The organism is Streptomyces sp. NPDC058000 (assembly GCF_042886435.1).
In the GTDB taxonomy this organism is placed as follows: domain Bacteria; phylum Actinomycetota; class Actinomycetes; order Streptomycetales; family Streptomycetaceae; genus Streptomyces.
On sequence record NZ_JBHVQS010000028.1, the window covers coordinates 14,486 to 39,911 of the forward strand.

The following is a 25,426-nucleotide window of genomic DNA, read 5'->3' on the forward strand; positions in this document are numbered from 1 at the left end:
AGCAGTCGGTGGACGTCAGCTACTTCGATACCCACGGGCACGTTGCCGCTGCGCGTGGCCCTGCTGCTGGCCGCGGTAACGGGCATCCTGCTCACTGCGCTGGCGGGCAGCGCGCGGATCATGCAGTTGCGCGCGACCGCCCGCAAGCACCGCCGGGCCGACCACAGGGCTGTGAAGGCCGAGGCCAAGGACTCGTCGAAGGCCCGACGGTAGCCCGGACTACCGGGAGCCCGCCACAGGCCGCGACTTGTAGAAGGACTCCTCCAGGTAGGCGGCCTCGTGCGGCTGGTAGGGCTCCTCCAAGTAGGCGGCCTCGTCTTCGTCGAGTTCGACGTCCACCGCGGCGACCGCGTCGGCCAACTGGGCCGGCTTGGTGACCCCGACGATGGGCGAGGTCACCGCCGGGTTGCGTATGACCCAGGCCAGGGCGACCTGGGCCGCGGACAGACCCCGCTTGCCCGCGATCTCGTGGACGCGCTCGGCCACCGCCTGGTCCCCGTCGCGGTAGAGGATCTTGCCGCCCTCGTCGGTCTCGGCACGCGCCGTGGCGGTGTCCCGGGCCCGCGTCAGCCTGCCCCGCGCCAGCGGGCTCCACGGGATCACGCCGATGCCCTGGTCGGCGCAGAGCGGGAGCATCTCCCGCTCTGCCTCCCGGTGGATGAGGTTGTAGTGGTCCTGCATCGACACGAACCGGGTCCAGCCGTTCAGGTCAGCCAGGTACAGGGCCTTGGCGAACTGCCAGGCGTACATGGAAGAGGCTCCGATGTAGCGGACCTTCCCGGACTTGACCACGTCGTGCAGCGCCTCAAGGGTTTCCTCGATCGGGGTGTCGTAGTCCCAGCGGTGGATCTGGTACAGGTCGATGTAGTCGGTCCCCAGTCGCTTCAGGGAGGCGTCGAGCTCGGCAAAGATCGCCTTGCGGGACAGCCCGGCGCCGTTCGGGCCGGGGCGCATCCGCATCCAGACCTTGGTGGAGAGGACGACCTCCTCGCGCCGGGTGAAGTCCTTGACCGCCTGGCCGACGATCTCCTCGCTGCTTCCGGCGCTGTACCCATTGGCCGTGTCGAGGAAGTTGACGCCGCCCTCGAGGGCCTGCTTGATGATGTCCCGGCTGGCGTCCGCGCCCAGCGACCAGGGCTCGCCGCCCCGGTCCGGCTCGCCGAAGCTCATACAGCCGAGGGTGATGGCGGAGACTTCCAGTCCGGTCGTTCCGAGTTTGATGTATCGCATGCTTCCGAACCTAGGAGTTGGAGTGCGCTCTAACGCAATACGTCTCGGTCTGGAATTCGGAGGCGTGGGGCATGCGCGCCCTGTCAGGTTTCGACCGTTTCGGCCAGGAGTACCAGAGAACCCAGTGGTAGCGAGTAACAAACTGTCAATTCTCGGCCGAGCGCGTGGGGCACTACTCAGCCCCCCGATGGCAAACCGCCCTCGCGGGTCCGTCGCCACGACCGAGCATCGCTCGATCACTAAGGCATCGTTTCTTTTGGTGTCTGGTGGTCGTTGGGTAGGTCATGGTGGACCTGGTTGAACGGCTGGTGCCGGACGAGTTATGGGTACTGTTCCGACGAGTGGTGCCGCCGACGGAAGTAAAGCGACCGCAGGGCGGGGGTCGGCGTCGGGCGGGTGACCGCGAGGCTCTGGCCGCGATCATCTTCGTAGCGACCTCTGGGTGTACGTGGCGGCAGCTTCCACCAGTCTTCGGGCCATGCTGGCAGACGGTCTACCGGCGCTTCGCCCAGTGGAGCCAGGGCCGGGTCTGGGCCCGGCTCCACCGCGTCATCCTCGACGAACTCGGCGCCCTTGGTGAACTGGATTGGTCGCGGTGTGCGATCGACTCTGTGAGCGTCCGGGCGGCAAAAGGGGGCCGCTGACGGGACCGAATCCGACCGACCGTGGCAAGAACGGATCGAAGATCCACCTGATCACGGACCGGAATGGACTGCCTCTGTCCCTGGGCATCTCCGGCGCCAACATGCACGACAGTCTTGGTCTTCAGCCGCTCGTGCGCGGGATCCCGCCTGTCCGCTCCCGTCGCGGTCCGCGCCGCCGGCGCCCGGCCAAGCTCCACGCCGACAAAGGGTATGACTACGACTACCTGCGCAGGTGGCTCCGAGAGCGTGGCATCCGCCACCGCATCGCTCGCAAGGGTATCGAGTCCTCACAGCGGCTGGGACGGCATCGCTGGGTGGTCGAGAGGACCGTGTCTTGGCTGGCCGGCTGCCGACGCCTGCACCGCCGTTACGAGTGCAAGGCCAAGCACTTCCTCGCCTTCGTCGGCATCGCCGCAGCCCTCATCAACTACCGTCGGCTCACCGGGTGAAGGACTTCGCACGGGTGCGAGACTGCCGCCATGACTATGCATCTCATCTCCGTCATCGGGAGTAGCCCTGGCGTCGGCAAGTCCACCCTGTGTCGTGCGGTGGCCCAGTGGCTTACCAGCGTCGGCGCATCGGTCGACCATTTCGAGGAGGCCGACATTCTCACACGGCCGGCCTTCCGGCCCGTGGCTGAAGAGTTCGCCGGTGAGGCTGCCGCCGTCCAGCCTGCGACCTTAGTTGAGTGCACCCGCGCCTACGTCGCGGAGTCACTCGCGGCGGGCAAGGACTACCTGGTGACGGATGCCCTTCTGCCCTACATTCCGTCCCTTGTGGCATGGGGCCACGACGAGAAGACTCTCGTCCACATCATGGAAGAGCTGGCCCGGGCTGTGAAGCCAGCCCAGGTCACCGTCGTGTACGTCCACGACAATCCGGAGACGGCGCTGCGGCGCGCAGTCGAGCGAGAAGGCGATGCCTGGGAAGACTGGTACGTGCGGAAACTCTCTGGCTCCCCTGGCACTCGGGCTGTCCATGACCTCTCGTCGGCCGCCGCTCATCTCCGCTTCGAGGCTGACCTGACCCGTCGTCTCCTAGCGCAGAACCCGTGGCATGTTCTGAGCCTGGATGTAGGAACACTCAATGCTCAGGAGGGACACGCCCAAGCCCAGCACTACCTGACGGACGTGCTGGGGGTGCCAGGACGACCTTCCACGTAACAGTCGCCGCCAGGCACCAAAAGAAACGATGTCTAAGAGGTCGTTTTCATCTGTGATGCGCTGGTATTTCCTGGGTTTGCGTGTGCGGGATTGCCGTGCTGGTGCGGTTGAGTTCTGAGGGGAAGGTGGGGTGACGGCTGGAGTGAAAGGCGGCTTGCGCCTGTCTCATCCCAAAGTGCCCCAGCGCGGAACCGTGCCCCAACGCGGTCGCCGCACGCCTGGGCGCACGTGTTCTCCAGCGGTACATCCAGGACATGACTGAGCGTCGTCCCTATCCGAGCGATCTATCCGATGCCCGTTGGGAGTTGGTCGAGCCGGTACTGTCTGCCTGGCGGGCCGAGCGACGTCGGCATGCCTTGGATATCGGTCGCCCACCTGAGCATGACCTGCGCGACATCATGGACGCGATCTTGTACGTGGATCGCACCGGCGTGCAGTGGCGCTACTTGCCGCACGATTTCCCTCCGTGGAACACCGTCTACGGCTACTTCGCCAGGTGGGAGAAGGACGGCGTGTTCTCCCAGCTCACCGGGCTATTACGGGGGTTGGCTCGCCAGCAGGCAGGCAAAGGTGCCGCACCCTCGGCCTGTGTCATCGACGCGCAGAGCGTGAAAACCTCCACCGGTGTCCCCGCGGCCAGTCAGGGCGTTGACGCGGGGAAGAAGATCGTGGGCCGCAAGCGCAGCATCGTCACCGATACCCTCGGCCTGCTCATGGCGGTTGTTGTCACGGCCGCGAGTGTGCAGGACTCAGTGGCCGGCACACACCTGGTCAACGCCGTGGCCGCCGCCCATCCCACCATTCGGAAAGTCTGGGTGGACGGCGGCTACCGCCAACATCTCGTCGAACACGCAGCCCGCCTGGGCATCGACGTGGAAATCGTTCAGCGCACCCCCGGAGCCAGGGGCTTCATCCCCATCCCGAAACGATGGGCTGTCGAACGCACCTATGGATGGCTGATGTTCCACCGCCGCCTGGCACGCGACTACGAAGCCCTCCCCGCACGCTCCGAAGCCATGATCCACCTGGCCATGACCGACCTCATGGCCCGCCGCCTCACCGGCGAAGCCACCGTCTCCTGGCACGACCCCATAAACCAGCATCAACCACAGATTCCGGGATGAAACAACGGGAGAAAACGACCTCTAAGAGATTCCGCTGGTCCGGGCGGCGGTATCGCGGCGCTCGCGACGGCGCCCCTACCCGCGGGATCTCTAAGCCGCCGTCTCACTCTGTCGTTGCAGGCCTGGCCCCGGGCCCGTGCTGTGCGGCCGTCGCTCAGCCTCGCGGCCCTGGTGGAAACCACCTGCGGGCGTGCCCAGCTGGTCGCTACCGTCGTGCCATGGGATCGCCGATCACGTTTGAGTGTCTGTTATCCGGTGCCCGGGACTTTGCGCACCTGCCCATGGGCGCCCACGCGGAGGGGCAGACCGAGGTCTTCCTCTTGGACGCGGGAGTCAGCGTCGAGCGGTTGGCCAAGGCCACGCTGGTGCGGGTCCATCCGACGCTGCTCTCGGAGGTCAAGGGCAACGACGACATGCTCCTGCACTTCGCCGAAGGCCGCCGATGCGGCGAGGGAGCACACCGCGCAGTACCTGCTCGCGGCGCGACTGGAGCAACTGCGCGAGCGGGCCGCCGCCCGGACTGAGCAAGCCGCGGCCGCGCCGTGGACGGACCGGTTACCCGAGCTCACCGCACGCAGAGGAAACACCCCTCCCAGTGCGGGAGCGCGCTAAGGATCCGGTGTTGTGTGCATGAGGCCATCGCGCGTTCGTCCGGTCCGGGGAAGTCTCCGACGAGATGAGTGTCGTCGGCCGGCACGAAGGACTCGACCATGGCTTTGAACTGGTTCAGGTAGTCGCGGGCGAACGCAGGGGCGTACCCAAGCTCGCTCCAGCGGTGGCTGGTCAATGCGAGTGTTGTGGCGCGCAGTACGAAGTCCTTCGACCGGGCACGGCCCCGCGGAGTTGAGCCCCACACAATGTCCTGCAGGTCGAATCCGACAGCGCCTCGCCCCATCACGTTCTGGTCCTGCAGAGTCAGAAGAGCCGCGAAGCGGTAGTCCCACACGTCTTCGGCGAGGTCAGATACCGCCAGCATCAGCACGTCGATGAACACCTCCGTGCCGCTATTGGACAGGTACAGGCGCTGGTCCCCACCACGGAATACGTTCCCCACCGAGCCACGGTATGGCATCTCGGTGCTCCCGAGCTGCGGTTTGAAGGCGTCGACCCGCCCTACGGGGCCTTGGTGGACATCGTTCGCGCCATCCAGGCCGGCAAGGCCACCGTCTATCAGACGGGGGGGCGCCTCCGGACCTGGCGGATCTGAACGGCGCGCCGGCCGGGAACGCGGGACGCGAACGATGGGCGGCGGCCGCCGGCGACATCTTCGTAGGGATGTCCGGCGCCGGCGTCGTGGTGTCCCGGCCGTGGAAGGCGGCGACCGGGCGGGCCCACAGGGATCCGCCTGGTCGCGCCGTGTTCGGCGTGCCCATCGGTCAGATCTGGCTCTGGAGCGGCGGGAGTTCCCGCAGTGCGGCGGGCAGCTCGTCGTTGCCCTGCTGCAGGTACCAGGCCAGCGACCAGCGCAGGACGACGCCGCGACGCAGGCGCCACTGGTCGCTGAGCTGAGAGAGGACGTCGTCGCAGAAGTCCTCCCGCAACTGGGCCAGCACCTCGTCCTCGGGAGAGGCCAGGTAGCCGATGCCGCACTTGTCTGGGTCGCCGAGGTCGAGCGCGTCGGCGAGGATCGCGGCGGCCGCCACGCTGGTACCACCGCCGTTGTAGCCCCAGCCGAAGCCGCTTTCCTCCGGTTCGGCGAGCTCACGCAGCACGGTGACGTTCTGTCGCTGGGTGGGGCCGAACTCGGGTTCCTCGACGAGGATCCTGGCGGGCTGCCATTCCTCCTCGTCGCGGGCCATGACGGCGAGGTGTTTGCCGGAGGCCCGGGTGACGGAGGCGGCCCCAGGCGAAGGCTTTGAGGCCCTTGGCCTCGGCGAAGCGGGACCGGTCGCCTCCGGTCTCGGCGAGTATCCGGGCACCGGTGAGGGCGCCCAGGCCGGGGAAGCTGGTGATGATCGCGGCGCAACTGCCAGCCAGTGCGTGAACCACTTACCCGCCCAGCTCAAGCGTTTGGCTGCCAGTGCCTGTGCCCCGAGAAGACCGACAACTCGTGGGCACCATTTATGTGGCTGGCTCGCCACCCGTTTGCGCGAAATGGACCACATGTCCGGGTCGCTAGCTGCATAGGCTCGACACCAATGCGGCTGAGACCACGAGCGACCTCTGTAGGGGATCCCGAGGTCGACACTGCTGCCTGCTTTGGGTTTCCGGCCCGTACCTCCCGGTCGACCGGACTGAGTGAGAGGACAAAGATCTGCTGTGAAGGCATGCGGAGTGTCCGGGGCCGAGAAGGAAGTCGCCCTGCTGGAGTTGCCCGAACCGTCATCTCCCGGGCCCGGTCAGATCCTGGTGGCGGTTGAGGCGGCCGGGGTCGGCCCGTGGGACGAACTGCTAAACGGCGCTGGCTGGGACGTGGGGCTGCGCCCCCCGGCGGCGCTGGGAGTGGAGGGCGCGGGCAAGGTGCTGGCTGTCGGCGCGGGTGTCACCGGGTTTGCCGTAGACGACCGGGTGCTCGCACACGAGGCCCCGCTGCCCGGGGGAAGCGGCTTCTGGGCGGAACGCGTTCTGATCAACGCGGATCACGCGGCAGCCTGCCCACCCGGGCTGGATGCCGTGCACGCAGCGGCACTGCCGGTCAACGGGCTCACCGCGTTGCAGGCCCTGGAGAAGCTGGACCTCAGCCGAGGACAGCGGCTCCTGATCACCAACGGAGGCGGGGCCACCGGAGCCCTGGCCATCCAGCTCGCCGCGGCCAAGGGCATCGAGGTGACCGCGACCGCGTCTGCTGCCGCCGCGGAGCGCCTGCTCGGTCTGGGAGCGATGGAGGTCGTCGACTATCGCGACCCGAACTGGTCGGCCAAGGTACGCGGCGGGTTCGACGCCGCCCTCATCATCGCCACCAGCACGGCGGACGCCGCCCTGCCTTTGGTGCGGGACGGCGGCCGACTCTGCTCCCTGACCTCGGACGCGCCTTCGGAGGAACGAGGCATCACGAGTTGGGACCTCTACGTCGAGCCCAACACCGCGCAGCTTGTCCAGCTGGCGGAGCAGGCCGCCGCGGGAACCTTGAAACTCGCACCGGAACCCCTGCCGCTGAGCGAGGGACCGGCTGCGTTCGCCCGGGTGGTTACCGGACGGGCCGGCGGTAAGAAGATCGTGCTCACCCAAGCATGACCCGACCGGGCACCGCCCGATCCCGATGCTGGGCCACGGTGCCCGCCGATCGAGAAGTCGTCGGGCTGAGATAGGTGGCTCAACCGCATCGAGGCCCAGTGCACCGCCCTGCGCTACTTCGCTCTCGACGGCACCGACCACGCCAACCACAAAGAGCAAGGCAGCATGATCCGCCGCTACATCATCTGGCAGACGCCAGACGCTGTCCGATCGGACGTTCCACTGCGCCAACTGCGGCCTGACGATGGACCGGGACCTCAACGCGGCCCTCAACATCGAACGGCACACCGAAACACCCAACGTCGCCTCTGATAGTGGGGAGACGCAAAACGCCCGCCGAGCACCCGTCAGACTCCTCGGCCCTCGGGCCGGGGAGCAAGGTGCGGCGAGCCGTCCCGCGCTCAGGAACGGGGAACCCTTCACGGGCCGATGCCGGCTCACGAGGCGAGGACCGCGGCGAGCTCGCCCGGCCGGGCTGCGAACGGGCTGTGGCTGCCGGGCAGGGTATGCACAGTGAACGGGTTACCGGGGAAGGCCCGGTCGGCTTCCGCGATCATCAGGTCCTGCGCGGCCGGTGCCAGCGCCCGGTCCTCGGCGCAGCGCAGGAAAGTTCGTGGAATTCGTCCCCACCGTGCCGCGGTCAGGGTGACCGGAGCCGTCGGGATCGCCAGGGGCAGATCAGGGCTCAGCGCGGACCGCCACCGGTCAAAGCGGTCCAGCGGGGTGTCGTGGTAGTGGGTTTCCCGCAGTTCGTCGAGGTAGGCGGGATCCGGTGAGAGCGGATTGATCCGTACGGCGCCCAGCGCCTCGGGGTCGCCGAGGTTCAGGTTCTGGCCCAGCGCGGTGGCGTTCTCGGGTGAGCCCAGGTAGTCGAAGAACCGCGGCCGCCCGCCCGGGACGAACGCGGACAGGTAGACGATCCGGTCCACCAACTCGGGCGCCCGCTCCGCGGCCAGGGACGCGGGACCGCCGCCCGCGCTGTGCGCGACGAGCACGACAGTGTGATGGTGACGGACCTGGAGCAGGACGCTCAGTACTGCCTCGGCGCAGTCGTCCATCGTCAGGGGGGCGAGCCGTGACTTCTCGGTCAGCAGGCCCGGCTGGCCGGGCAGCAGGTATCCGGTGGGCAGGGGTGCGTCGAAGCCGTGCCCCGGCATGTCGACGGCCACGCTCGCAGCGCCCAGTCCGGCCAGCGCGCGCTGCGTCGCTGCCCACTGTCCGGAGCTGTGCCAGGCGCCGTGCACGAAAACGAAGACGGTGTCGGTCAGAGATACGTTCTTCATGGCTCCATTCCAGACAGGAACCACAACGCCATCCATTCATAGATCTGGTAAGTGGCATGGCAATATCTTTGAGGTCTTGTCGGCAGCCGATGGGATCGATGGGATGGAGGGCGAGTCATGGAAGCGCGACACCTGCGGTACGCGGTTGCTCTCGCCGAGCACGAACACTTCGGCCGGGCGGCCGGCAAGCTGGGCATCGCGCAGCCGCCGCTGTCCAAGCAGATCGCCGACCTGGAGCGCGAGGTCGGGGCCCGGCTGTTCGACCGCACACGTCAGGGGGTATTCCCGACCGCCGCCGGTGAGGCGTTCCTCGCGCGGGCACGCCGGGCGCTCGACGAGATCGCGGCGGCCACGGTCGACGCGGGCCGGGCCGCGCGCGGCGAGACGGGACGTCTGCGCCTCGGCTTCATCGCCTCGGCGCTGCTCGACCCGCTGCCGGGCGTCCTGAGCCGGTTCGGCCGTGAACGGCCCGACGTGAGACTGGAACTGCACGAGATGGCGACCAGCCGCAGCAGCTCAGCTCTCGTCGCCGGGGAGCTGGACGTGGCCCTCACCCTCGGCCCGCCACGGGGTGCCGGAGCCGAGCATCTCGTGTCCGTCCCGATCGGACGCGACCACGTGATCGCTGTGGTAAGTACGGTGCACCCGTACGCGGGTCAACAGTCGGTAAGTGCCGACCAGTTGCGGCGACAGCCGCTGATCGTGTCGGCCGGCGAGGACGAGCCCGCTGTAGTCGCCGGACTGCGCACCCTGCTGGGCACGGACTCATCGGCTCTCGGCGGCGCGACCTTCGCGAGGGACGTGCACACGATCATCGGCCTCGCCGCCTCGGGCGTGGGCGTCGGCCTGGGGCCGTCCCGCATGAGGGCGGTCCCGCGTCCGGGAGTGCGGTTCTGTGAAGTGACCCCGCGCACGCCCCTGCCCGATCTCGTCCTGTCCTTCGCGGCCCGCGATCACTCCCCGGTGCTGCGCGCCTTCCTCGACACCATCCGGAAGAACTGCCCCGACGTCGGTGCCGCACTCAACGACCGGCTCCGGCCCCACACTTGATTCGGGCCGGTCATCCCTTCGTATGCGCGTCTCCGGCCTTCCGGCACGGGTCGGCTTCGGCGTGAGGCGCACGGCGTACACGAGGGGATGCCCGTGCTCGTCGACGACGAACTGTGCTTCGAGGACGGTCCGGCCCTGCCGCGTCCGGGCCGCCGGCACGAGCCGAGTCAGCCACCTTCCCGCACCACGGACCACCGTGATCGGAACCTGCAGCTGACACGGGCAGAGACGGAGAGGCTGGGCTTCTTCGCCAGCGGGAATCCACGCGACACAGCAGGAACCGTCGGTTACTGTCCATCGGGCAGAAATGAGGAGGCCATGGCACTGGTCAAGAAGGGCTCACGCCGCATCACCGTCGACGGCGTCACCTATCGATGGAGAGCCCGAGGGCGACCGACTTATGACCAGGGGCTGGTCTGGAGTCCGCTGACTTACGCCGTCGAGCAGGCCGAGACGCCAGGCACCACCCTGGTGGTCACTACCAACCAACCGCATCCGAGTAACTGGTTCGAGATCCCCGCCAGGCCCGTGTTGCCCGCGGACGTGGCCGCCACGATCCGCACGGCTCGCGCCAAAGGCTGGACACCCGACGAGCCCGGATCCCCCTTCCTGCTCGACCAATCCCAGGGCTTCGTGCCTGCTGGATAACCGACGTAGTCGCAGTGCCCGACGAGTTCGACATCGGCGGGCACTGCGGTGTCGAGACCCACACCAACGAAGTTGACTGCGTCACACCGGGAACGCTGGAATGCAACACATGCCGCTCTCAGCGTCGCGAAACTCCTCCCGCCGACGCGCCCGCTCAATCGCCACACGGGATGGTCCGCACACGGCCTCTGCGGACACAAGACATTTCTTCGTCACCGACGCCATCATGAACGGCCTGCCCCCGCACATTGCCCAGGTGATCTGCGGGCACAAGCGTTCATCGCCCGCCGTCGTGCCTCTCGCCCCAGCGAGGAGTACCGGACCCCTACCGAAGAGGAGTGGGACGCCTTCCTCCCGCACTTCGAGAAGCGGAAGGTGTCCATCGGCACCTGCGCATGCGCCTTCGGGTCCCCTTGTATGCATGAGCACGCTTGTGTCAGATGCTCGCTCCTGCGACCTGACCCGGCCCAATGGGCGCGGCTTGCCGAGATCCGTGACAACTTGATCGCCCGCATCGACGAAGCCGAGACGGAAGGCTGGCTCGGCGAGGTCGAAGGTCTCCAGGTCAGCCTGGCTGGCGCTGAGGAGAAGCTCCGCCAGCTCGATCGGAGCCACGGGCGGCATACGGCCGTGGACCTTGGCATCCCGACCATGCGTGGTGATCGATGAACTCACGGAGGTGGGCTGCCGCATGGCCTTCAACCAAGATCGAGAACGAGTTCAAAGAAGCGTGCATCAAACGCCCTTCAGAACACGATCAAGTGCCGCCCGGCCTGCAGGTCCCCAGTTCGGCTTGCCGCCGGGAATGCCCCTATCTCCGTTCTGTCCCATGAGCATCAGGAAGAGGCTCTTCATAGCGGCCAGCCCGCGGGCGCGCCGGATCGCCGCCTCGTCCGCATGCGCGTACATGTCGAAGAACCGTGAGGCCGTGCCCGCGGGTAGCAGCACCCATGCGGCGGCGAGGTCCCACGCCGGATCGCCGGCGAACATGTCGCCGAAGTCGACGATGCCCGAGAGCGTTCCGTCCGAGACGACGACGTTCGCGGGATGGAGGTCGCCGTGCACCCACACCGGCGGGCCCTCCCACGCGTGGGCCGCAACGGCGTCGTCCCAGACGGCCCGGACGTCGGCAGCGATGTCGTCGGGGGCAACGGCCTGGAAGAAGTTCTCGAAGCCGTCCGTGCAGTTCCTGGGATGGGCGCCGCGGTCCGTAGCGATCGGCGCCTCGGCGGGCGCCTCCACATGGAGCGCCCGGAGAAAGCTCGCCAGCGTGTCGGCCGCGTGGGCGCCGCGGCTGATCGAACCGTGGTCCAGCGGCTCGCCGGGAACCCACGTCATCACGGTCCAGTGCTTGGGGAAGCGCTCGGACGGTTCGCCGAACCGCACCGGGGTCGGTACTGGGAGCGGCAGGCGCGGGGCCAGCACGGGTAGCCACCGCCGCTCCTTGAGCTGGAGCTCCGGGGTGGGGTCCATGCGCTGCATGCGCACGGCCAACTCGTCCCCGAGGCGCCACATCTGGTTGCCCCACCCGCCCGCCACCTCGCGGATGGCCAGCCCTGCAAGGTCTGGATGTTGCTCCTGCAGCAGGTCGCGGACCAGGTCTGCGGTGATCTCGATCTCGGTGTCGGTCATGCGAAGTCACAGTACTGAGCCGGCAGGCGGAGCGGCTCTCGCTCTCCGGAACATCTCGCTGTGATGCCTCTGACATCACCGATTCGGTTTCAGAAAGCTGCAGGCCAGAGGCTTTGGGACGGAACGACACCAAAGTTCAGAGAAGCCTGCATCCGCTGCCCCGTTCTCCAGATGGACCCCCGCCAGCGGCCCCGCCTCATCGAGATCATTCAGAACCTCCGCGAGCGCATCACCGAAGCCCGCGGGAACGGCTGGCTCGGGGAGGTCGAAGGACTCCAGGTCAGTTTCGACGCCGCGATGGCCAAGCTCAACAGCCTCAAGAACAGCCGCACCGATGGGCGTCCCCAACTGGTCGACCTCGGCATCCCCGTCTTCACCGACACCACGAGCGAACCCCCATCAGGAACAGGAAAACCCAGCCATGCATCCGATACGCCTGATCTCGTTCGGCTACCTTCACTTGCCGACGGACCCGACAGGGAGGCCGATCCCGCCGGCCGCTGACCGCGTCGAGGACGTTCGCGATCGACTCCGTGACCCGGCCGCCGCCCGCGACATCCTCGACCTTGACGGCTTCCACCCCCGCGTTCAGGACATCGTCCTCAACACTCCCGGGGCCCGTGAACTCGACAACCTGGTGTCCTACGCGATGCTGCCCACGGGCCCCCGCAGCATCGCCATCGGATGCGCCGGCGGCCGCCACAGGGCCTGCGGTTTGCCAACGTCTCACCCACACCGGAGCCCAAGTCATAGCCATAGCCACGTCCATAGCCATGGCCGTCCCTATAGCCGTAGCAAGCGCAACAGTGAGCCGGAACGAAGCCAACGAGCAGTAGGGGCCCGGCCCGATGTACCCGGGCGGGGCAGCCACCAGCCATCGGCCATCGGCCATCGGCCATCAATGGTGTTACTCGGCGGTGCTTTGCTGCCCGAGGGCCCGGTAGCGGTCCGCGAGTGCGTGGAACGCCTTCTTTGGTTGCCAGGGCAGGTCGGGGTAGCTGTGCGCGGAGGTGGAGATGCCGCTCTGCTCGTCGAGGATCTTGACGATGCCGTAAGAAGCCAAGTCGAGGTCCGGGTCCGGTCCGCAGGAGCGGTGGGGGGTGGCGTAGCCGGCGAAGCTGAACCAGAAGAGGGAGTCGACGCCCTCGTCCTCGAAGACGGGCAGGAGGGCGTCGAGGTAGCGGACCTGCTCGTTCTCGTCGCGCACCAGGTCCGGTTTGGGGGTGACCCCGTCCGGTCCCATGGCCACGTACCACCCCGCGCCGCCGTGGTCGCCCGCTCCCCGGAAGGTGCAGCAGCCGACCTCCGTGATCGCGACGGGCTTGCCCTGGGCGAACGCCTTGCGCAGGTCGTCGCGGTAGGTGGCGGCGTTGCGCAGGCTCCGGAAGGCGTCCAGGCCGACGATGTCGAACGGGCTCCAGTCCACGCCGTCCAAGGGGCAGGAGGCGTAGCTGACGGGGCCGGCGAAAACGGGCCGTACGGCGGTGACGACGTCTCCCAGGAAGGCGTTGACCTTGTCGGGGATGCCCTGGAGCGCGGCTTCGCGGCCGGGGCCGGCCAGGACCGGGACGCGGGCGTTGAACGTGTCGCCGGGCAGGTATCCGCGGGCGAACAGGCTCAGTTCGCAGCCGGTGACCAGGACGACGTCGGCGCCGTCGCGACGCAGCCGTTCGGCGCGTTCGGCACAGTCGACGAAGTACGGAAGCATCTGCTCGTTCGTCAACTCACAGGGAAACGGCGAGAACCAGACTTCCAGGCCGACGTCCGCGGCGTGCCGGGCGGCGGTCTCGATGCGGTCCGGGTCGCCGCCGGTGATGCGGACCGCAGTGCAGTGCAGGTCCTCGGCGATGACCCGCATCTCCCGCTCGACGGTGCGGGGGTCGAAGACGGGGCGGGAGGTGTCCCCGTTGGGGAAGGTGCCCGTGTCGTAGTGGATGCCCTTGCCACGCATGACCAACGCCTCCAATAAGAATCGCTGTGTATCTTATGGCAGAGATTAAGATACACAACGTGTCTAAAGAGTCAATGCGCAAGCGCCGCCGAGGGGCCGAGCTGGAAGCGGCACTCCTGGAGGCGGCCTGGGAAGAGCTGGTTGCGGTCGGCTACGAGCGACTGACATACGAGGCGGTGGCCGACCGCGCCGGCACGAGCCGCCCGGTGCTCTACCGTCGATGGCCCTCGAAACGGGAGCTGGTCCTGGCCGCGCTGCGCCACCGAACGCCGCCCCTGCCGGACGAACCGCCCGACACCGGCGACCTGCGCGGCGACGTCCTGGCCCTGCTGCATCGCGTCGTCACGCGCACGCAGGAACTCGCTCCCGTCCGCGAGGTACTGGCCGCGGAACAGGGACAGGCGACGGAACTCTCCGCATACCTGGCCTCACGCAACCAGGGACCGGGCCACGCCTGGATGCGGATGGCGTTGGAACGGGCGGCTCGACGCGGTCAGATCGACGCCCCGGACGCCCTCCCGGACCGCTTGGTCACGCTGCCGGTGGTGCTGGTCGTCCACGACCTCTTCATGGCCCGCCGGACCCCGACCGATGCCGACCTGGAGGAAATCGTGGACCAGTTGTTCCTCCCACTGGTCACACACCAGCGGGGACAACACCCTTGAAACAGACTGTGGAGCGAGCCCTGGACCGGACCCTGAACAGGGTTCTGCGCGGGTTCTGCACGCGGCCAGCCGGAGCCAGGCACGGCGGAGGGCGCCACCCCAACCCAATCCACCCCAGCCCAGCCAGTCCAGTCCAGTCCAGCCCAGCCCAGCCGCATGAACCATCGGCTATGCCTTAAGAGGCGCGGTTCAGCGGCACAGGGCCGTGTCCACGACGCTCTCGACGTGCTTCGTGGCTGCCGCGTCGGTCGGGATGCTGGTCACTGCGACGTTGGCAGCGCGGCCGTCGTCGGTGACGCCGCCCCGGGTCTCGTATCCCGTGATGTCACCGCCGTGGCCCCAGTAGACGCCGCCGCACGACAGTGGCCTGCTCATGAGCCCCAGTCCGTAGCCGGCGCCGGTGTCCCCGATGGGGACGGTGGTGCGCATCTGGGTGAGCTGGGCCGCCGGGAGGAGGCGGCCGGCGAGGAGCGCGGTGAAGAACTGGTTGAGGTCGGAGTTGGTGGAGATCATCTGGCCTGCCGCCCAGCCCGCGGAGGGGTCGATTTCCGTGAAGTCGCGCAGGGGTGTGCCTGTTGAAGCCCTGTGGTAGCCCTTGGGGTGGGGTTCTCGGATGGTCATGTCGCCGGGGGCGGGGAAGTAGGTGTGGCGCAGCCCGATGCGTTTGATGATGCGCTGCTCTATCTCTTCGGCGAGGGGTCGGCCGGTGACCTTCTGGATGATCAGGCCGGCCACCACGTAGTTCGTGCTGCTGTACGCCCATTTCGTCCCGGGGGCGAAGTCGGCCTTGTGTTGGAGAGCGATGTCCAGGAGGTCGCGGGGGTCGAAGTACCGGTGCTGAAGGATGTCGTCGCTGACGAGGTCTTCGTATTCGGGGAGTCCGCTGGTGTGTTGGAGGAGCTGGCGAACGGTGATGTGGCGTCCGTCGATCCCCTCCCCGCGTACGAGGCCCGGCAGATAGGTGTCGACCGTGGCGTCGAGGCCGATCTTCCCTTCACCGACCAGTTGCAGCACGACCACCGCGGTGAACGTCTTGGTGTTGCTGCCGATCCGCACCTGGCCGTCCGTGGGCACCTTCGAGCCGGTGGCCACGTCGCCGACCCCTGCGGTGTAGGTGCGGGTGCGGCCGTCACGGTCCTTGACGCTCGCCAGCGCCGCGGGCAGACCGTCGGTGTGCACGAGCGCGTTCAGGCCCTGCCGAACGGTGTCCGGCCGGGCGGCAGCGGACGCGGCGGGCGGCGCCAGGGCAGTCATCGTCAAGACGCCGACGGCCACCGCGGCCGGCACGGCTCTGCGCCGACCACTCGGATGCCGCCTGGAAGAACGAGAACTCTGCCATGCCTGCTCACGCACGAGCCAACTCCTACGGAATCGTGGGGAAACCAGTGGTATGTGCCGGCCCAGCATTTCCGGATGCGACCGCCCGGGACGATCCTGCTACCCGCCCAGCTCCAGGTAGGGCTAACCCCCGACGCGTCCGCCGTCGTCCTTGCTCGGGCCTTGGCTCAACTCCTGTGCTGTGCGGCGTCGTTTGGTGTGATGTCCGCCGACGGTCGGTGGGAGTCGACGGCTAGGATCGGATGGTGATGCAGAGCGCAACGCTGGCCGGGGCCTTCGACGATCTGGCCGACAGCTACGATCACCGGCACCACGAGGAGATCGCGCGGGCCCTGATCGCGTGGGTGGTGCCTGGTGCGGCCGACGCGGTCGCCGACGTGGCGTGCGGAGCGGGAGCCGTCGCCCGGCAACTCGCGCCGAACCGGCCGGAGACCGCCCGACCCATCCTGGCCATCGACCTGTCTCCCGGGATGGTCGCGGTGGGCAGGGCACTCGCCACGGGCCCGGGAGGTGACGCGGCGATCGACTGGCGGGTCGCCGATGCCGTACCGCTGCCGGTTGCCGCTCACTCCCTCGATGTCGTGCTCTGCGCCTCCTCGCTGCACTTCCTGGGGCGCCGGGCGCTGGCCGACTGGCGACGCGCGCTCCGTCCGGGGTGTCGGGTGGGCTTCACACTGCCTCTGGCCACGCACTTCCGGCCGTCGGAACGCTTCTCACGTCACGTCGCCGATGACGTGCCGCTGCCGCATACGGCACAGGAGGCGAGCGAGTGGACGGCGACCTGCGGATTCACCGGGGTCGATTCCCGCATCCATGTCTTGGGAACGCGTCGCGTGGTGGTGACCTCCGCGACGAGCCCCGACGGCCCATGAGCCCCAACGGTTCGTGAGGCCCAGCGGCCGGTGAACCCCGGAGGCCCGTGAGCCCGCGAGTCCCCTCGCCCGTGATCTACGGCGGAGCAGGGCTCACGGGCGAGGGGACTCGCGGGACGCTCGTGCGGGCGGGACCTGGGGGTGCTGCGGTCCGCTCAGGAACTCCTCGGAGGGCGCGGGGAACGGGCTGGGCGATCCAGGTAGCTCGTCCGGCGGGCGTCCCAGGAACGCCGCAGCGGGTCCCGCACCGCCCGTGCGCACAGCCCGGCCGGGGTGATCACCGCGAAGTACAGCGCGGCCAGGCCCAGGCACCGTAGCCGCTCAGTCCATCGGGATCGCGGCACGCCAGTCATCCTCCTCCCGCCGCTGGGGCTGGTCCCGCTTGTCCAACAGGAAGTCGCCGAGGACCAGCAGGTCGATGCGGGTGCGCATGAAACAGGCGTACGCCTCCTCGGCGTCCCGCACGATCGGTTCCCCTCGGACGTTGAACGAGGTGTTCACCAGTACGGGGCAGCCCGTGCGGTCCCGGAACGCGGTGAGCAGCGCGTGGAACCGCGGGTTGTGTTCGGCGGTCACGGTCTGGATCCGAGCCGAGCCGTCGACGTGGGTGACGGCCGGGATCGTCGAGCGCGGCACATGCAGCAGGTCCAGGCCCATCGCCTCCTCCGCTGCGGCACCGCACTCCCGCCGCCGGGCCGCGGCGACCTGCGCGGTCAGCAGCATGTACGGGCTCTCCTGCGGCAGGTCGAACCAGTCCTTGGCGTCCTCGGCGAGCACCGCGGGCGCGAACGGACGGAAGGACTCCCGGAACTTGGTCTTGAGGTTGAGGGTGGACTGCATGGTGGGATCGCGCGGATCCGCGAGGATCGACCGGTTGCCCAGCGCCCGCGGTCCGAACTCCATCCGCCCCTGGAACCAACCCACCACCCTTCCCTCCGCGAGCTCCGCCGAGACCCGCTCCACCAACTTCCGCTCCGGCAGCCGCACGGCGGGGTATCCGCCCCGGGTCAGGAACGCCTCGACCTCCCGGTCGGACTGTCCGGGGCCGAGCAGCGCCCCCGCCATCGCGTCCGTGCGGCGCGTGACATGGGTACGGGGCGCTCCCCAGCGGTGCGACTCGGCCAGGGCCGCGCCGAGGGCCCCGCCCGCGTCCCCGGCCGCCGGCTGGACCCACAGCTCGTCGCAGACCCCGTCGGCCAGGATCCGACCGTTGGCCACGCAGTTGAGCGCCACACCGCCGGCCAGGCACAGTCGTCGCTCCCCGGTGCGTTCCAGCGCCGTCCGGGCCAGTCGCAACATCACCTCTTCGGTGACCTGCTGCACGGAGGCCGCCAGGTCGAACTCCCGGCCGGTGAGCGGACCTTCGGGTGTCCGGCGCGGCCCGTCGAAGAGTTCCTCGAAGGCCCGGCCGACCATGGTCTGCCCGTACAGGAAGGTGAAGTGGCGCAGGTCCAGGCGGAAAGAGCCGTCTGGTTTGACGTCGATCAGCCGCTCCCGGATGAGCGGCGCGTAGCGCGGTGTTCCGTAGGGCGCCAAGCCCATCAGCTTGTACTCGCCCGAGTCGACCTTGAAGCCGCAGAAGTAGGTGAATGCCGAGTACAGCAGGCCGAGCGAGTGCGGGAAGCGCAGTTCTGCGAGCGGGACCAGCTCGGTGCCCCGGCCGTGCCACAGCGTCGTCGTCGCCCACTCCCCCACGCCGTCGACGCACAGCACCGCGGCCGACGGGTACGGGCTCGGGAAGTACGCCGACGCGGCATGTGAGGCGTGGTGGCGGTGGGCCACCACCGGGGGCAGTGACTGTCCGGGCGCCAGGTCGCGCAGCTGCGCCCGTACGTCGTTCAGGGCGCGCCGCTTCCAGGTGGCCCACTGGGGGAACGTCCGACGGAACACCGGGAGACTGTGCGGGGCCGTGGCCAGCCAGGTCGCCAGCACCCGGCGGAACTTCAGCGCCGGGTCCTCGTAGAAGGCCACGGCCGCCAGCTCGTCGAGGCGCAGGCCGGCCTCGCGCAGGCAGAAGACGATGGCGTGCGCGGGGAAGCCGGGGTCGTGGCGGCGGCGGGTGAAGCGCTCCTCCTGCGCCGCCGCGAGCGGGGTACCGCCGGCCACCAGGGCGGCCGCGCTGTCGTGGTAGTAGGCGGAGATGCCCAGGACGGGGCCGTCCGGCCGGCTGGGGCCCGAGCGGTCGGCGCGCGCTCCGCGCTTGCCGTTCCTCATGTCAGAACAGGGGGTAGATGGACGCGTCGTCCTCGGGCTGCGGCCGCAGCGGGGACGGTGGCGGGGCCTTGGTGGCCAGCCGGTCCGGCGGGGCGCTGGGGGACGGGGTGGGTCGGCCTCGGCGTCGTAGCCAGGCAGCGAGGCGGTGTCGTAGCCGGGGGGCGAGGGTGCGGGCCGTCGACGTGGCCGTGGTGTCGTCGTGCATGGCGGGGCTCCTCACACCAGGTCAAGGCGGTCCGCCAGTTGCCGGGCCACCAGGTCGTATCCCAGATCGGTGCAGTGCACACGGTCGATGAACAGCCAGTCCGACAGCCCGGCGGCTTCGGCGAGTGCCACGTTCATGTCCAGGAACGGCACGTCGAGCCGGGCGCACCCGGCGGCCAGCCGGTCCGCGTAGGCGCGGCCCACAGTCATGGTGGAGATGTCGTTGTGGAACCGGCGGAAGTTGGACACCTCGTCCAACTCTTCGAAGAGGAGCTTCTCGCGGGGCAACGGTTCCTCGCGCACCCAGGGCGCGAGTGGCTGGAGCACGAAGGTCAGCCGGGCGTCCAGTGCCTGCGCGAGCGCCTTCCACCCGCCGAGGTGTCGGATCGTCAACTCCGTTGCGTGTGCGACCCGTTGCTCCGGTGGTGGGACGACGTCGAGGGCGGGACCGCAGTCGAAGAAGGCGCCGTGCCGGCCCTGCTTGTCCTCGGGCAGCCGGCTGAGCACCAGGTTGTTGACCCCGGAGAGCAGCACGATGTCCTCGACGGGCGGGAGTTCGTGTTGGAACAGGGTGAACAGCAGGAGTTCCTGCGTCGAGTTGTGGCTCTGTCCGGCGATGTTCAGCCAGGGCAGTCGGGGCGCGTGGGCGTTCCACAGGCGGGCGGTGATCGTGGCCGCGTCACCGGTGGCGCCCACGCCGAAGACTGCGGAACTGCCGGCGAGCACCCGCACGGGGCCGTCGGGGCGGTCGTCGCCGACCGTCGCCCGGAGTCCGTCGGGGCCGGGGGTGACCCGGAAGCCGTGCCGGTCGGTGCTGTGGACGGGGGTCTTCTCATTGCCGTACTGGAAGTACCCCAGATAGGGCTGGTCCTCCAGGACGAAGGTGTAGTGCTCCATGTGCGGGGTGAACTCGGCGCGGGGTGACGTCATCGCAGCGGGGCTCCCGTCGGTGTGCGGGTGGGTGGCGGGTGCTCAGGGGGTCGGGGGTGGCGGCTCGGGCAGGGAGCCGGGGCGGTCCTCGCGGATCAGGTCGGCGTTGATGGCCATACCGGCCAGCCCTCCGCTGGCCGCGGCCATGGCGGCCTGTTGCATGTTCCGGCCGAGGTCCCCGGCCACGTAGAGCCGGGGCAGGCTGGTGCGGCCGCGCTCGTCGGTCTGTACGGATTCCAGGTCCGGGGCCTGTAGCCAGGGGCGCAGCGGGGCCACCCGGGGTTCGATGTCCAGGTGCAGGAACAGTGCCCCGTAACTCGCGGACCGGCCGTCCTCGAAGACGACCTCGATCCCCTCGGCATGTGGCTTGACCTCGCTGACTTCGTCGCTGACGACAGGCACGTCGGCCGCGGTGAGCCGGTCCCGCTCGTCCTGCGGCAGCTCGCGCCGGTCGGTGAGGTAGGTGATGCTGTCGGACCACACCGTCAGGGTCGCGGCCAGGCATTCGCTGGGTACGTTCCCTCCGTACACGGCGAAGCTGCGGTCGCGCACTTCCCAGGCATGGCAGTACGGACACTCAAGGACCGTGTGGCCCCACAGGTCGGCCAGGCCCGGGACCGGCGGCAGCACCGAGCGCACCCCGGCCGCGTAGAGCAGGGTGCGGGCGCGGTGGGTGCCGGACTCCTTGGTGGTGACCACCACGTGGTCGCCGTCGAGTTCGGCCGACAGCACCTCGTCCTCGCGGAACGTCACGTCGTACGCGGCGAGTTGGGCGCGGGAGCGGGTCCGGAAGTCCGCGATGGTGGCCCCGTCGTTGGTGAGGACGTTGTGCATGACGCCCGCCGCCATGTTGCGGGCGTCGCCGGAGTCGATCAGCAGCACGCGGCGACGCGAACGGCCCAGGTAGAGCGCCCCGTTGAGGCCGGCCGGGCCTCCTCCGACGATCACCGTGTCGTAGGGCTGTGTGTCCAATGGTCACTCCTTGTCGAGAAGGTCGCCGTGCGGCGGTGGATCGGATGGCGGCGAAGAGGAGGACTGTGGGTCGGAAGGCGGCGGGTCGGACGGCTGTGGTGGTGCGGTGGGCGCGGGCCGGGGGCCGGCCGCGGAGTGGTCCTCGCGCAGGGGCGCGAGCAGCACCAGTGCGCCCACGGCCAGGACCGTTCCGCACACCACGAACACCGCCGGCACGGACAGGGCTTCGGCGAGCAGTCCACCGAGCGTCGCGCCGACCGGCATGGTGCCCCAGGCGCACAGCCGGGACACGCTCATCACCCGGCCCTGGAGATCTTCCGGTGTGAGCCGCTGGCGCAGCGACATCACGGGGATGTTCCAACCCATCATGAAGACGCCGTTGACCGCGAGTGCCAGCCCGGCCAGGACCGGGTGGCGGCCCAGGCCCAGCGCGGCGTACGCGGCCCCGGAGGCCACCAGGGACCACCGGGCCAGTCGCACGGTGGGCAACCGGTCCGCGGCCCGGGGCGCCAGCCAACTGCCGGCGACGGCTCCCAGTGATCCGGCGGTGAGCAGCAGCCCGTACCCGGTCTCGCTCAGCCCCAAAGTGTCCTCGCTCAGCAGCACCAGCATCGAGAAGGTCGCCGAGAACACCAGGCCGTACAGGGCGCTCGCGGCCAGGGTGAGCCGCAGGGTGCGATGGTGCAGGACGAAGCCGAGTCCGCCCCGGATGTCGCGCAGCACCCCGCCGTGTGACGCACCCGGTGTCGCCTCGCGGCGGGGGCGGACGAGTGGGGCGAAGCCGAACAGCAGCAGCGCGGCCACGGCGTACAGCACCCCGCCGGTGGCCAGCGCCGCGGCGGCGGTCAGGCCCACCAGCAGGCCCGCGAGGGGCGGTCCGATCGTCTCGTTGAGCACGATCTGCGCGGTCAGCAGTCGGCCGTTGGCGCGTTCCAGGTGCCGTTCGTCGACCAGGCACGGCAGCATCGCGGGCGCCGCGGTGTCGGCGAAGGTCTCGGCGATGCCCAGGAGGAACGCCAGCGCGTACAGCAGGGGCAGCGGGCGGTTGTCGGCGAGCGCGAGGGCCGCGCCGAGCAGGGCCGCTGCGCGGATCACGTTGCTGCCCAGCACGATGCGACGCCGGTCCACCCGATCCGCGAGGACACCCGCGGGGAGCGCGAACAGCAGCCAGGGCAGCATGTTGACGGTGGTCAGTCCGGCGACCGCCGCCGGGTCAGGGTGGTGCGCGACCACCAGGAGCGGGAGCAGCGTACGGGTGATGCCGTCGCCCGCGTTGGAGGCGGCCGTCGACGCCCACAGCCAGCGGAACGGGCGGCCCAGGTCCACCTGGCGAGCCGGGCGGGTGCCGGACCGGGCGGTGCTAGCCAACAGCGCTCCCCTCGGACCAGGCGCGCAGGCCCAGCAGCCGCTCGCCCAGTTCCGTCAGCCTCGCCGGTCCGTACAGCTCGGCCTCGGCCTTGCGCACCCCGCCTTGAGGGGGATGTGGGGGGATCCGGTCCCGCCAGAACCGCACCCGGGCCGCTCGGAGGTCGGCGTTCTCCTCCCAGGCGGGGGCCATGGTCAGGTACTGGGCCATGCGCACCCGGGTGCGGGAGACGTTGGGGTGCACCCCGTGCGGCAACAGGCTGTTGAAGATGATGAGGTCGCCGGGTGCGACCTCCGGCGTGGTGATCGGGTAGCCGGTGATGTCCGGCGTGCACGGGTCGCGGTCGGCGGGCTGGCCGCCGACCCACTTCTCCCATTCGGTGAAGATCTCGGGCACGCATTGGAAGCCACCGATCTCCTGGTCACCGTGGGTCAGCGAGAGCACCGCCTGGCAGCTCACCGGCAGTGGGTCGGTGGCGGTGTCCACGTCCCAGTGGATGAATCCGTCGAAGGCGCGCGCTCCCCGGTTGGGCGGATTGACGTTGGCGAAGTCGATGGTGACCCACAGGTCGGTTCGGTCCCAGATGTCGGCGAAGGCCCCGTACACCCGCGGTGTCTGTCGGACGTCCCACTGGGCTTGGTGGTTGTACATCTCGACGAGCCCGCTGTGGCCCGGCAGCCGGTCGTTTCCGGTGTGCGGCGAGGTCCAGGTGGCGGGGTCGTCGGGGTACATGTCGAGGAAGGAGTACAGGCCCTCGGTGAGGGCGGCGATCGTCTGCGCCGGCACTGCCTGACGGACGATCACATAGCCTTGGGTGAGCCACTGTTGCCAGTCCGTCGGGGACAGGACGCGCAGTGGTTTCGTCTTGTGGATGTCTCGCAAGGGGATGGCGGCCACGGGCACTCTCCAGGGACACGACGCCTGCACATGGTCGGGTGGGACGGGCCGGCCCCGACATCGCCGTTCCGGCTGGACTTCGCCTGGTCGGGGTGTCGGGGGAAGCGGGTACGGGGTGTTGGCCGGAGGGCGGGGATCACTCGACGATCAGGCGGTGTTCGGGGAGTACCACGGCGTCCAGTTCGGTCTCGGTGAGCAGTTGTAGTGCCTCGTCGAGGTGGTTGAGGAGGGGGCGGCCGCCGCCGTTGGCACTGGTGTTGATGAGCACGGGCAACTCCGTGCGGGCGGCGACCGCGTGGCACAAACGGTGCAGCAGGGGATGGGTGTCGGGTCGTACGGTCTGGAGGCGGGCCGTGCCGTCGATGTGCCTGGCCTCCGCGAGCTGCCGGGCCCGGTCGGGCCGTACCCGTACCGCGAACAGCATGGTCTCGGTGTGGTCCAGGGGGCCGGTGAAGTAGTGGTCGGCCACCTCCTCCGGGCAGATCGGCGCGACCGGCCGGAACCACTCCCGGTGCTTGATGGTCTGGGAGACGTATCGGCGGGCGCCGCTCCAGTGGGCCGAGACCAGCAGCGAGCGGTGGCCCAGCGCCCGTGGTCCGGTCTCCAGGCCGCCCTCCAGCCAGGCCACGCAACGTCGGTCGGCCAGCAGGTCGGCGACGGTCCGGAGGAACTCCTCGACGTCGGCCGGGCGGCGCACGGTCAGCCCGCGGCCGCTCAATCGGCGGGTGAGGTCGCCGGCCGGGGCCGCGTCGTCTCGGTCCACTGCGTCCAGGCCCGCCAGCAGTGGCCCTGAGTAGGCCAGCTGCGCACCTCCCGAGCGGCCCAGCAGGGCCGGGCGGTCGGCCGGTTCGGCGACGGCCAGTGCCGCACCGAGCGCGATGCCCGAATCGTCGCAACAGGTGGGAATGGACACCCGGGTGAACTGTCCGCACTCGGCCAAGCGGCTGTTGGCTGTGATGTTGAGCGCGCAGCCACCCGCGTAGCAGAGCGTGGCGTAGCTCGGGAAGAGCCGGCTGATGCCGGTGACCAGTCGTGTGAGGTCGTGCTCCACGGCGGTCTGCAAGGTGGCCGCCAGGTCCCGACAGGTGCGGTCTTCGGGGGAGGTCCCGACAAGGGTGGTTCGGCCGTCGGCGGTGCGGATCTCGTCGGGGAAGACCGAGCCGAAGGAGTGCACGACGTCGTCGTCCGAGGAGTCGTCCAGGCCCGCGTCCAGATACCCGCCGCTGTAGGGGTCGTACTCCCACCAGGTGTCGGCGTAGCGCAGTGCGGTGCCGGTCAGTTGGTCATCTTCGAGTTGCTCGTACAGATCCGGTGAGGCGTTCCGGGTGGACTGCGGGACGAGCATGGCGCGCAGCACCGGCAGCAGGGAGGTGTCGGTCTGCCCGGTGGCCGTCAGCCCGAGCAGTTTCCCGGTGTCGAACTGGCTGCCGTGGATGCGTCGGGCGAGCGCTTCGTAGACCAGGCCGAAGCGCGGGCCGGTGCGGTTGGTGAAGGACATCACCGGGGTGAGCTGGTCGCCGTCGCCGAGGCAGACCATGCCGCATTCGGCGTAGTTGCCCGTCCCGTCCAGGGCGAGCACCAGGGCCTTGTGGGTTCCGGAGGTGTAGTACGCGAGGGCGGCGTGCGCGTAGTGGTGGCGCACCGCGGTCAGGGTGATGTCGCCGAACTCCTTGGCCAGCGGCCAGTCCAGGGGTTTGATCACGCGGGTCACGACGTCGGCGAGGCGCGTGCCGCCGGTGGCTGTCCATCGGGCGTCCTCGTTGACGAGCTCGACCAGCGCCGGGGGCAGTGCCTGGCACATCGGCGTGTACCAGTCGGCCACCGCGATGCGGGTCACCGGGCTCGCCGCCCGCTGCCGTAGCTCCGCCAGCCACTCGGCGGCGGCCCGGGGGAAGTCGCCGTTGCCGCCGCACACATGGCGCAGGCCGAGGCGGCGCTCGGCCTCGATGACGCGATAGCCGCTCTCGTCGGTGAGCGCGGCGCCCGCGTCATGGCCGAAGTGCATCCCAATCGTTGCCATGGAACCAGTCACCCTTCCTCGGCCCGGCGGGGTTCGCGGGGCCGGTTCG

27 protein-coding genes and 4 pseudogenes are annotated in these 25,426 nt (G+C 69.3%); 16 read left to right on the top strand and 15 right to left on the bottom strand.

Annotation, left to right across the window (positions count from 1 at the left end; all coding sequences use genetic code 11):
* The first annotated feature begins 54 nt into the window (after positions 1-54).
* Entirely contained in the window at positions 55-213 is a 159-nt protein-coding gene (locus tag ACFVT2_RS24885) for a hypothetical protein (protein WP_358946533.1), read from the top strand.
* 6 nt (positions 214-219) lie between these two features.
* Here ACFVT2_RS24885 and ACFVT2_RS24890 read toward each other — a convergent pair whose 3' ends face one another.
* On the bottom strand, positions 220-1,230 hold the full coding sequence (locus ACFVT2_RS24890; RefSeq protein WP_052859355.1) for an aldo/keto reductase: 1,011 nt from the start codon (positions 1,228-1,230) through the stop codon (positions 220-222).
* 284 nt (positions 1,231-1,514) lie between these two features.
* Here ACFVT2_RS24890 and ACFVT2_RS24895 point away from each other — a divergent pair.
* The 4 genes from ACFVT2_RS24895 (at position 1,515) to ACFVT2_RS24910 (ending at position 4,685) form a co-directional block, all read left to right on the top strand.
* Positions 1,515-2,323 (top strand): IS5 family transposase gene (locus ACFVT2_RS24895; RefSeq protein ID WP_390021459.1). Its coding sequence is split into 2 segments (ribosomal slippage): positions 1,515-1,869 and positions 1,869-2,323, totalling 810 coding nucleotides; the frame shifts between segments, so codons are not numbered across the junction.
* Between the two features lie 30 nt (positions 2,324-2,353).
* The gene (locus ACFVT2_RS24900; RefSeq protein ID WP_390021460.1) at positions 2,354-3,037 is read left to right on the top strand and encodes a hypothetical protein; all 684 of its coding nucleotides are present in this window, start codon (positions 2,354-2,356) and stop codon (positions 3,035-3,037) included.
* Positions 3,038-3,291: 254 nt separating this feature from the next.
* Positions 3,292-4,161, top strand: coding sequence for an IS5 family transposase (locus ACFVT2_RS24905; protein WP_390021462.1), 870 nt, complete (start codon positions 3,292-3,294; stop codon positions 4,159-4,161).
* 281 nt (positions 4,162-4,442) lie between these two features.
* Complete coding sequence (locus ACFVT2_RS24910) at positions 4,443-4,685, top strand: hypothetical protein (RefSeq protein ID WP_390021464.1); 243 nt, start codon at positions 4,443-4,445, stop codon at positions 4,683-4,685.
* Between the two features lie 41 nt (positions 4,686-4,726).
* On the opposite strand, the gene ACFVT2_RS24915 is transcribed toward ACFVT2_RS24910, so the two are convergent.
* On the bottom strand, positions 4,727-5,215 hold the full coding sequence (locus ACFVT2_RS24915; protein WP_390021466.1) for a hypothetical protein: 489 nt from the start codon (positions 5,213-5,215) through the stop codon (positions 4,727-4,729).
* Between the two features lie 45 nt (positions 5,216-5,260).
* Between ACFVT2_RS24915 and ACFVT2_RS24920 the strand changes: the two are divergent.
* Positions 5,261-5,368 (top strand): annotated as a pseudogene (locus ACFVT2_RS24920) (toxin Doc); the annotation flags it as partial.
* A gap of 169 nt (positions 5,369-5,537) precedes the next feature.
* Here ACFVT2_RS24920 and ACFVT2_RS24925 read toward each other — a convergent pair.
* Together ACFVT2_RS24925 and ACFVT2_RS24930 are read right to left on the bottom strand one after the other, a co-directional pair.
* The gene (locus tag ACFVT2_RS24925) at positions 5,538-5,960 is read right to left on the bottom strand and encodes a hypothetical protein (protein ID WP_390021575.1); all 423 of its coding nucleotides are present in this window, start codon (positions 5,958-5,960) and stop codon (positions 5,538-5,540) included.
* Positions 5,952-6,123, bottom strand: a pseudogene (locus tag ACFVT2_RS24930) (transposase); the annotation flags it as partial. The gene ACFVT2_RS24925 and the pseudogene ACFVT2_RS24930, both read right to left, overlap by 9 nt.
* Positions 6,124-6,435: 312 nt before the next feature.
* Here ACFVT2_RS24930 and ACFVT2_RS24935 point away from each other — a divergent pair.
* The 3 genes and pseudogenes from ACFVT2_RS24935 (at position 6,436) to ACFVT2_RS24945 (ending at position 7,852) form a co-directional block, all read left to right on the top strand.
* Positions 6,436-7,335 carry an NADP-dependent oxidoreductase gene (locus tag ACFVT2_RS24935; protein ID WP_390021467.1) on the top strand — a complete coding sequence of 300 codons (900 nt, stop codon included), beginning with the start codon at positions 6,436-6,438 and terminating at the stop codon, positions 7,333-7,335.
* A gap of 75 nt (positions 7,336-7,410) precedes the next feature.
* A pseudogene (locus ACFVT2_RS24940) lies at positions 7,411-7,647 on the top strand (hypothetical protein); the annotation flags it as partial.
* Complete coding sequence (locus ACFVT2_RS24945; RefSeq protein WP_390021570.1) at positions 7,538-7,852, top strand: zinc ribbon domain-containing protein; 315 nt, start codon at positions 7,538-7,540, stop codon at positions 7,850-7,852. The pseudogene ACFVT2_RS24940 and the gene ACFVT2_RS24945, both read left to right, overlap by 110 nt.
* On the opposite strand, the gene ACFVT2_RS24950 is transcribed toward ACFVT2_RS24945, so the two are convergent.
* Positions 7,773-8,618 (bottom strand): alpha/beta fold hydrolase, encoded by an 846-nt coding sequence (locus ACFVT2_RS24950; protein WP_390021468.1) that lies wholly within the window; start codon positions 8,616-8,618, stop codon positions 7,773-7,775. The genes ACFVT2_RS24945 and ACFVT2_RS24950 overlap by 80 nt on opposite strands.
* Before the next feature lie 117 nt (positions 8,619-8,735).
* On the opposite strand from ACFVT2_RS24950, the gene ACFVT2_RS24955 reads away from it, so the two are divergent.
* The 3 genes from ACFVT2_RS24955 to ACFVT2_RS24965 all read left to right on the top strand — a co-directional run bounded on the left by ACFVT2_RS24955 (position 8,736) and on the right by ACFVT2_RS24965 (position 10,985).
* On the top strand, positions 8,736-9,668 hold the full coding sequence (locus ACFVT2_RS24955) for a LysR family transcriptional regulator (RefSeq protein WP_390021470.1): 933 nt from the start codon (positions 8,736-8,738) through the stop codon (positions 9,666-9,668).
* Between the two features lie 318 nt (positions 9,669-9,986).
* Positions 9,987-10,316, top strand: a complete 330-nt coding sequence (locus ACFVT2_RS24960) for a hypothetical protein (RefSeq protein ID WP_390021572.1) — start codon at positions 9,987-9,989, stop codon at positions 10,314-10,316.
* A gap of 501 nt (positions 10,317-10,817) precedes the next feature.
* Positions 10,818-10,985, top strand: a complete 168-nt coding sequence (locus ACFVT2_RS24965) for a hypothetical protein (RefSeq protein WP_390021471.1) — start codon at positions 10,818-10,820, stop codon at positions 10,983-10,985.
* Positions 10,986-11,051: 66 nt separating this feature from the next.
* Here the strand turns inward: ACFVT2_RS24965 and ACFVT2_RS24970 are convergent, their stop codons facing one another.
* A complete protein-coding gene (locus tag ACFVT2_RS24970; RefSeq protein WP_390021472.1) occupies positions 11,052-11,948 on the bottom strand; it encodes an aminoglycoside phosphotransferase family protein in 897 nt (298 codons plus the stop codon).
* A gap of 171 nt (positions 11,949-12,119) precedes the next feature.
* On the opposite strand from ACFVT2_RS24970, the gene ACFVT2_RS24975 reads away from it, so the two are divergent.
* Together ACFVT2_RS24975 and ACFVT2_RS24980 are read left to right on the top strand one after the other, a co-directional pair.
* Positions 12,120-12,452: a hypothetical protein gene (locus tag ACFVT2_RS24975; RefSeq protein WP_390021473.1), complete on the top strand. Its 333-nt coding sequence runs from the start codon at positions 12,120-12,122 to the stop codon at positions 12,450-12,452.
* Positions 12,370-12,600 (top strand): annotated as a pseudogene (locus ACFVT2_RS24980) (hypothetical protein); the annotation flags it as partial. The gene ACFVT2_RS24975 and the pseudogene ACFVT2_RS24980, both read left to right, overlap by 83 nt.
* 255 nt (positions 12,601-12,855) lie before the next feature.
* On the opposite strand, the gene ACFVT2_RS24985 reads toward ACFVT2_RS24980, so the two are convergent.
* Complete coding sequence (locus ACFVT2_RS24985) at positions 12,856-13,899, bottom strand: hypothetical protein (protein WP_390021475.1); 1,044 nt, start codon at positions 13,897-13,899, stop codon at positions 12,856-12,858.
* A 59-nt stretch (positions 13,900-13,958) separates the two neighbouring features.
* Between ACFVT2_RS24985 and ACFVT2_RS24990 the strand changes: the two genes are divergently transcribed.
* Complete coding sequence (locus tag ACFVT2_RS24990; protein ID WP_390021476.1) at positions 13,959-14,564, top strand: TetR/AcrR family transcriptional regulator; 606 nt, start codon at positions 13,959-13,961, stop codon at positions 14,562-14,564.
* Positions 14,565-14,753: 189 nt separating this feature from the next.
* On the opposite strand, the gene ACFVT2_RS24995 is transcribed toward ACFVT2_RS24990, so the two are convergent.
* A complete protein-coding gene (locus ACFVT2_RS24995; protein WP_390021573.1) occupies positions 14,754-15,818 on the bottom strand; it encodes a serine hydrolase domain-containing protein in 1,065 nt (354 codons plus the stop codon).
* 332 nt (positions 15,819-16,150) lie between these two features.
* Here ACFVT2_RS24995 and ACFVT2_RS25000 point away from each other — a divergent pair, with 332 nt between their 5' ends.
* Positions 16,151-16,774 carry a class I SAM-dependent methyltransferase gene (locus ACFVT2_RS25000; RefSeq protein ID WP_390021478.1) on the top strand — a complete coding sequence of 208 codons (624 nt, stop codon included), beginning with the start codon at positions 16,151-16,153 and terminating at the stop codon, positions 16,772-16,774.
* Between the two features lie 321 nt (positions 16,775-17,095).
* Here the strand turns inward: ACFVT2_RS25000 and ACFVT2_RS25005 are convergent, their stop codons facing one another.
* From ACFVT2_RS25005 to ACFVT2_RS25035, 7 genes are all read right to left on the bottom strand, one after another.
* Positions 17,096-18,988 (bottom strand): carbamoyltransferase, encoded by a 1,893-nt coding sequence (locus tag ACFVT2_RS25005; RefSeq protein ID WP_390021479.1) that lies wholly within the window; start codon positions 18,986-18,988, stop codon positions 17,096-17,098.
* A gap of 1 nt (position 18,989) precedes the next feature.
* Positions 18,990-19,193, bottom strand: a complete 204-nt coding sequence (locus tag ACFVT2_RS25010) for a hypothetical protein (RefSeq protein WP_390021481.1) — start codon at positions 19,191-19,193, stop codon at positions 18,990-18,992.
* A gap of 11 nt (positions 19,194-19,204) precedes the next feature.
* The gene (locus tag ACFVT2_RS25015; protein ID WP_390021483.1) at positions 19,205-20,122 is read right to left on the bottom strand and encodes an SGNH/GDSL hydrolase family protein; all 918 of its coding nucleotides are present in this window, start codon (positions 20,120-20,122) and stop codon (positions 19,205-19,207) included.
* A gap of 42 nt (positions 20,123-20,164) precedes the next feature.
* Positions 20,165-21,094, bottom strand: coding sequence for an NAD(P)/FAD-dependent oxidoreductase (locus ACFVT2_RS25020; RefSeq protein ID WP_390021485.1), 930 nt, complete (start codon positions 21,092-21,094; stop codon positions 20,165-20,167).
* 3 nt (positions 21,095-21,097) lie between these two features.
* Positions 21,098-22,462, bottom strand: coding sequence for an MFS transporter (locus ACFVT2_RS25025; RefSeq protein WP_390021487.1), 1,365 nt, complete (start codon positions 22,460-22,462; stop codon positions 21,098-21,100).
* Positions 22,455-23,357 carry a phytanoyl-CoA dioxygenase family protein gene (locus ACFVT2_RS25030; protein ID WP_390021488.1) on the bottom strand — a complete coding sequence of 301 codons (903 nt, stop codon included), beginning with the start codon at positions 23,355-23,357 and terminating at the stop codon, positions 22,455-22,457. The genes ACFVT2_RS25025 and ACFVT2_RS25030 overlap by 8 nt, the downstream gene beginning before the upstream one ends.
* Positions 23,358-23,493: 136 nt before the next feature.
* Positions 23,494-25,377, bottom strand: a complete 1,884-nt coding sequence (locus ACFVT2_RS25035; protein ID WP_390021490.1) for a carbamoyltransferase C-terminal domain-containing protein — start codon at positions 25,375-25,377, stop codon at positions 23,494-23,496.
* Positions 25,378-25,426: the final 49 nt, after the last annotated feature.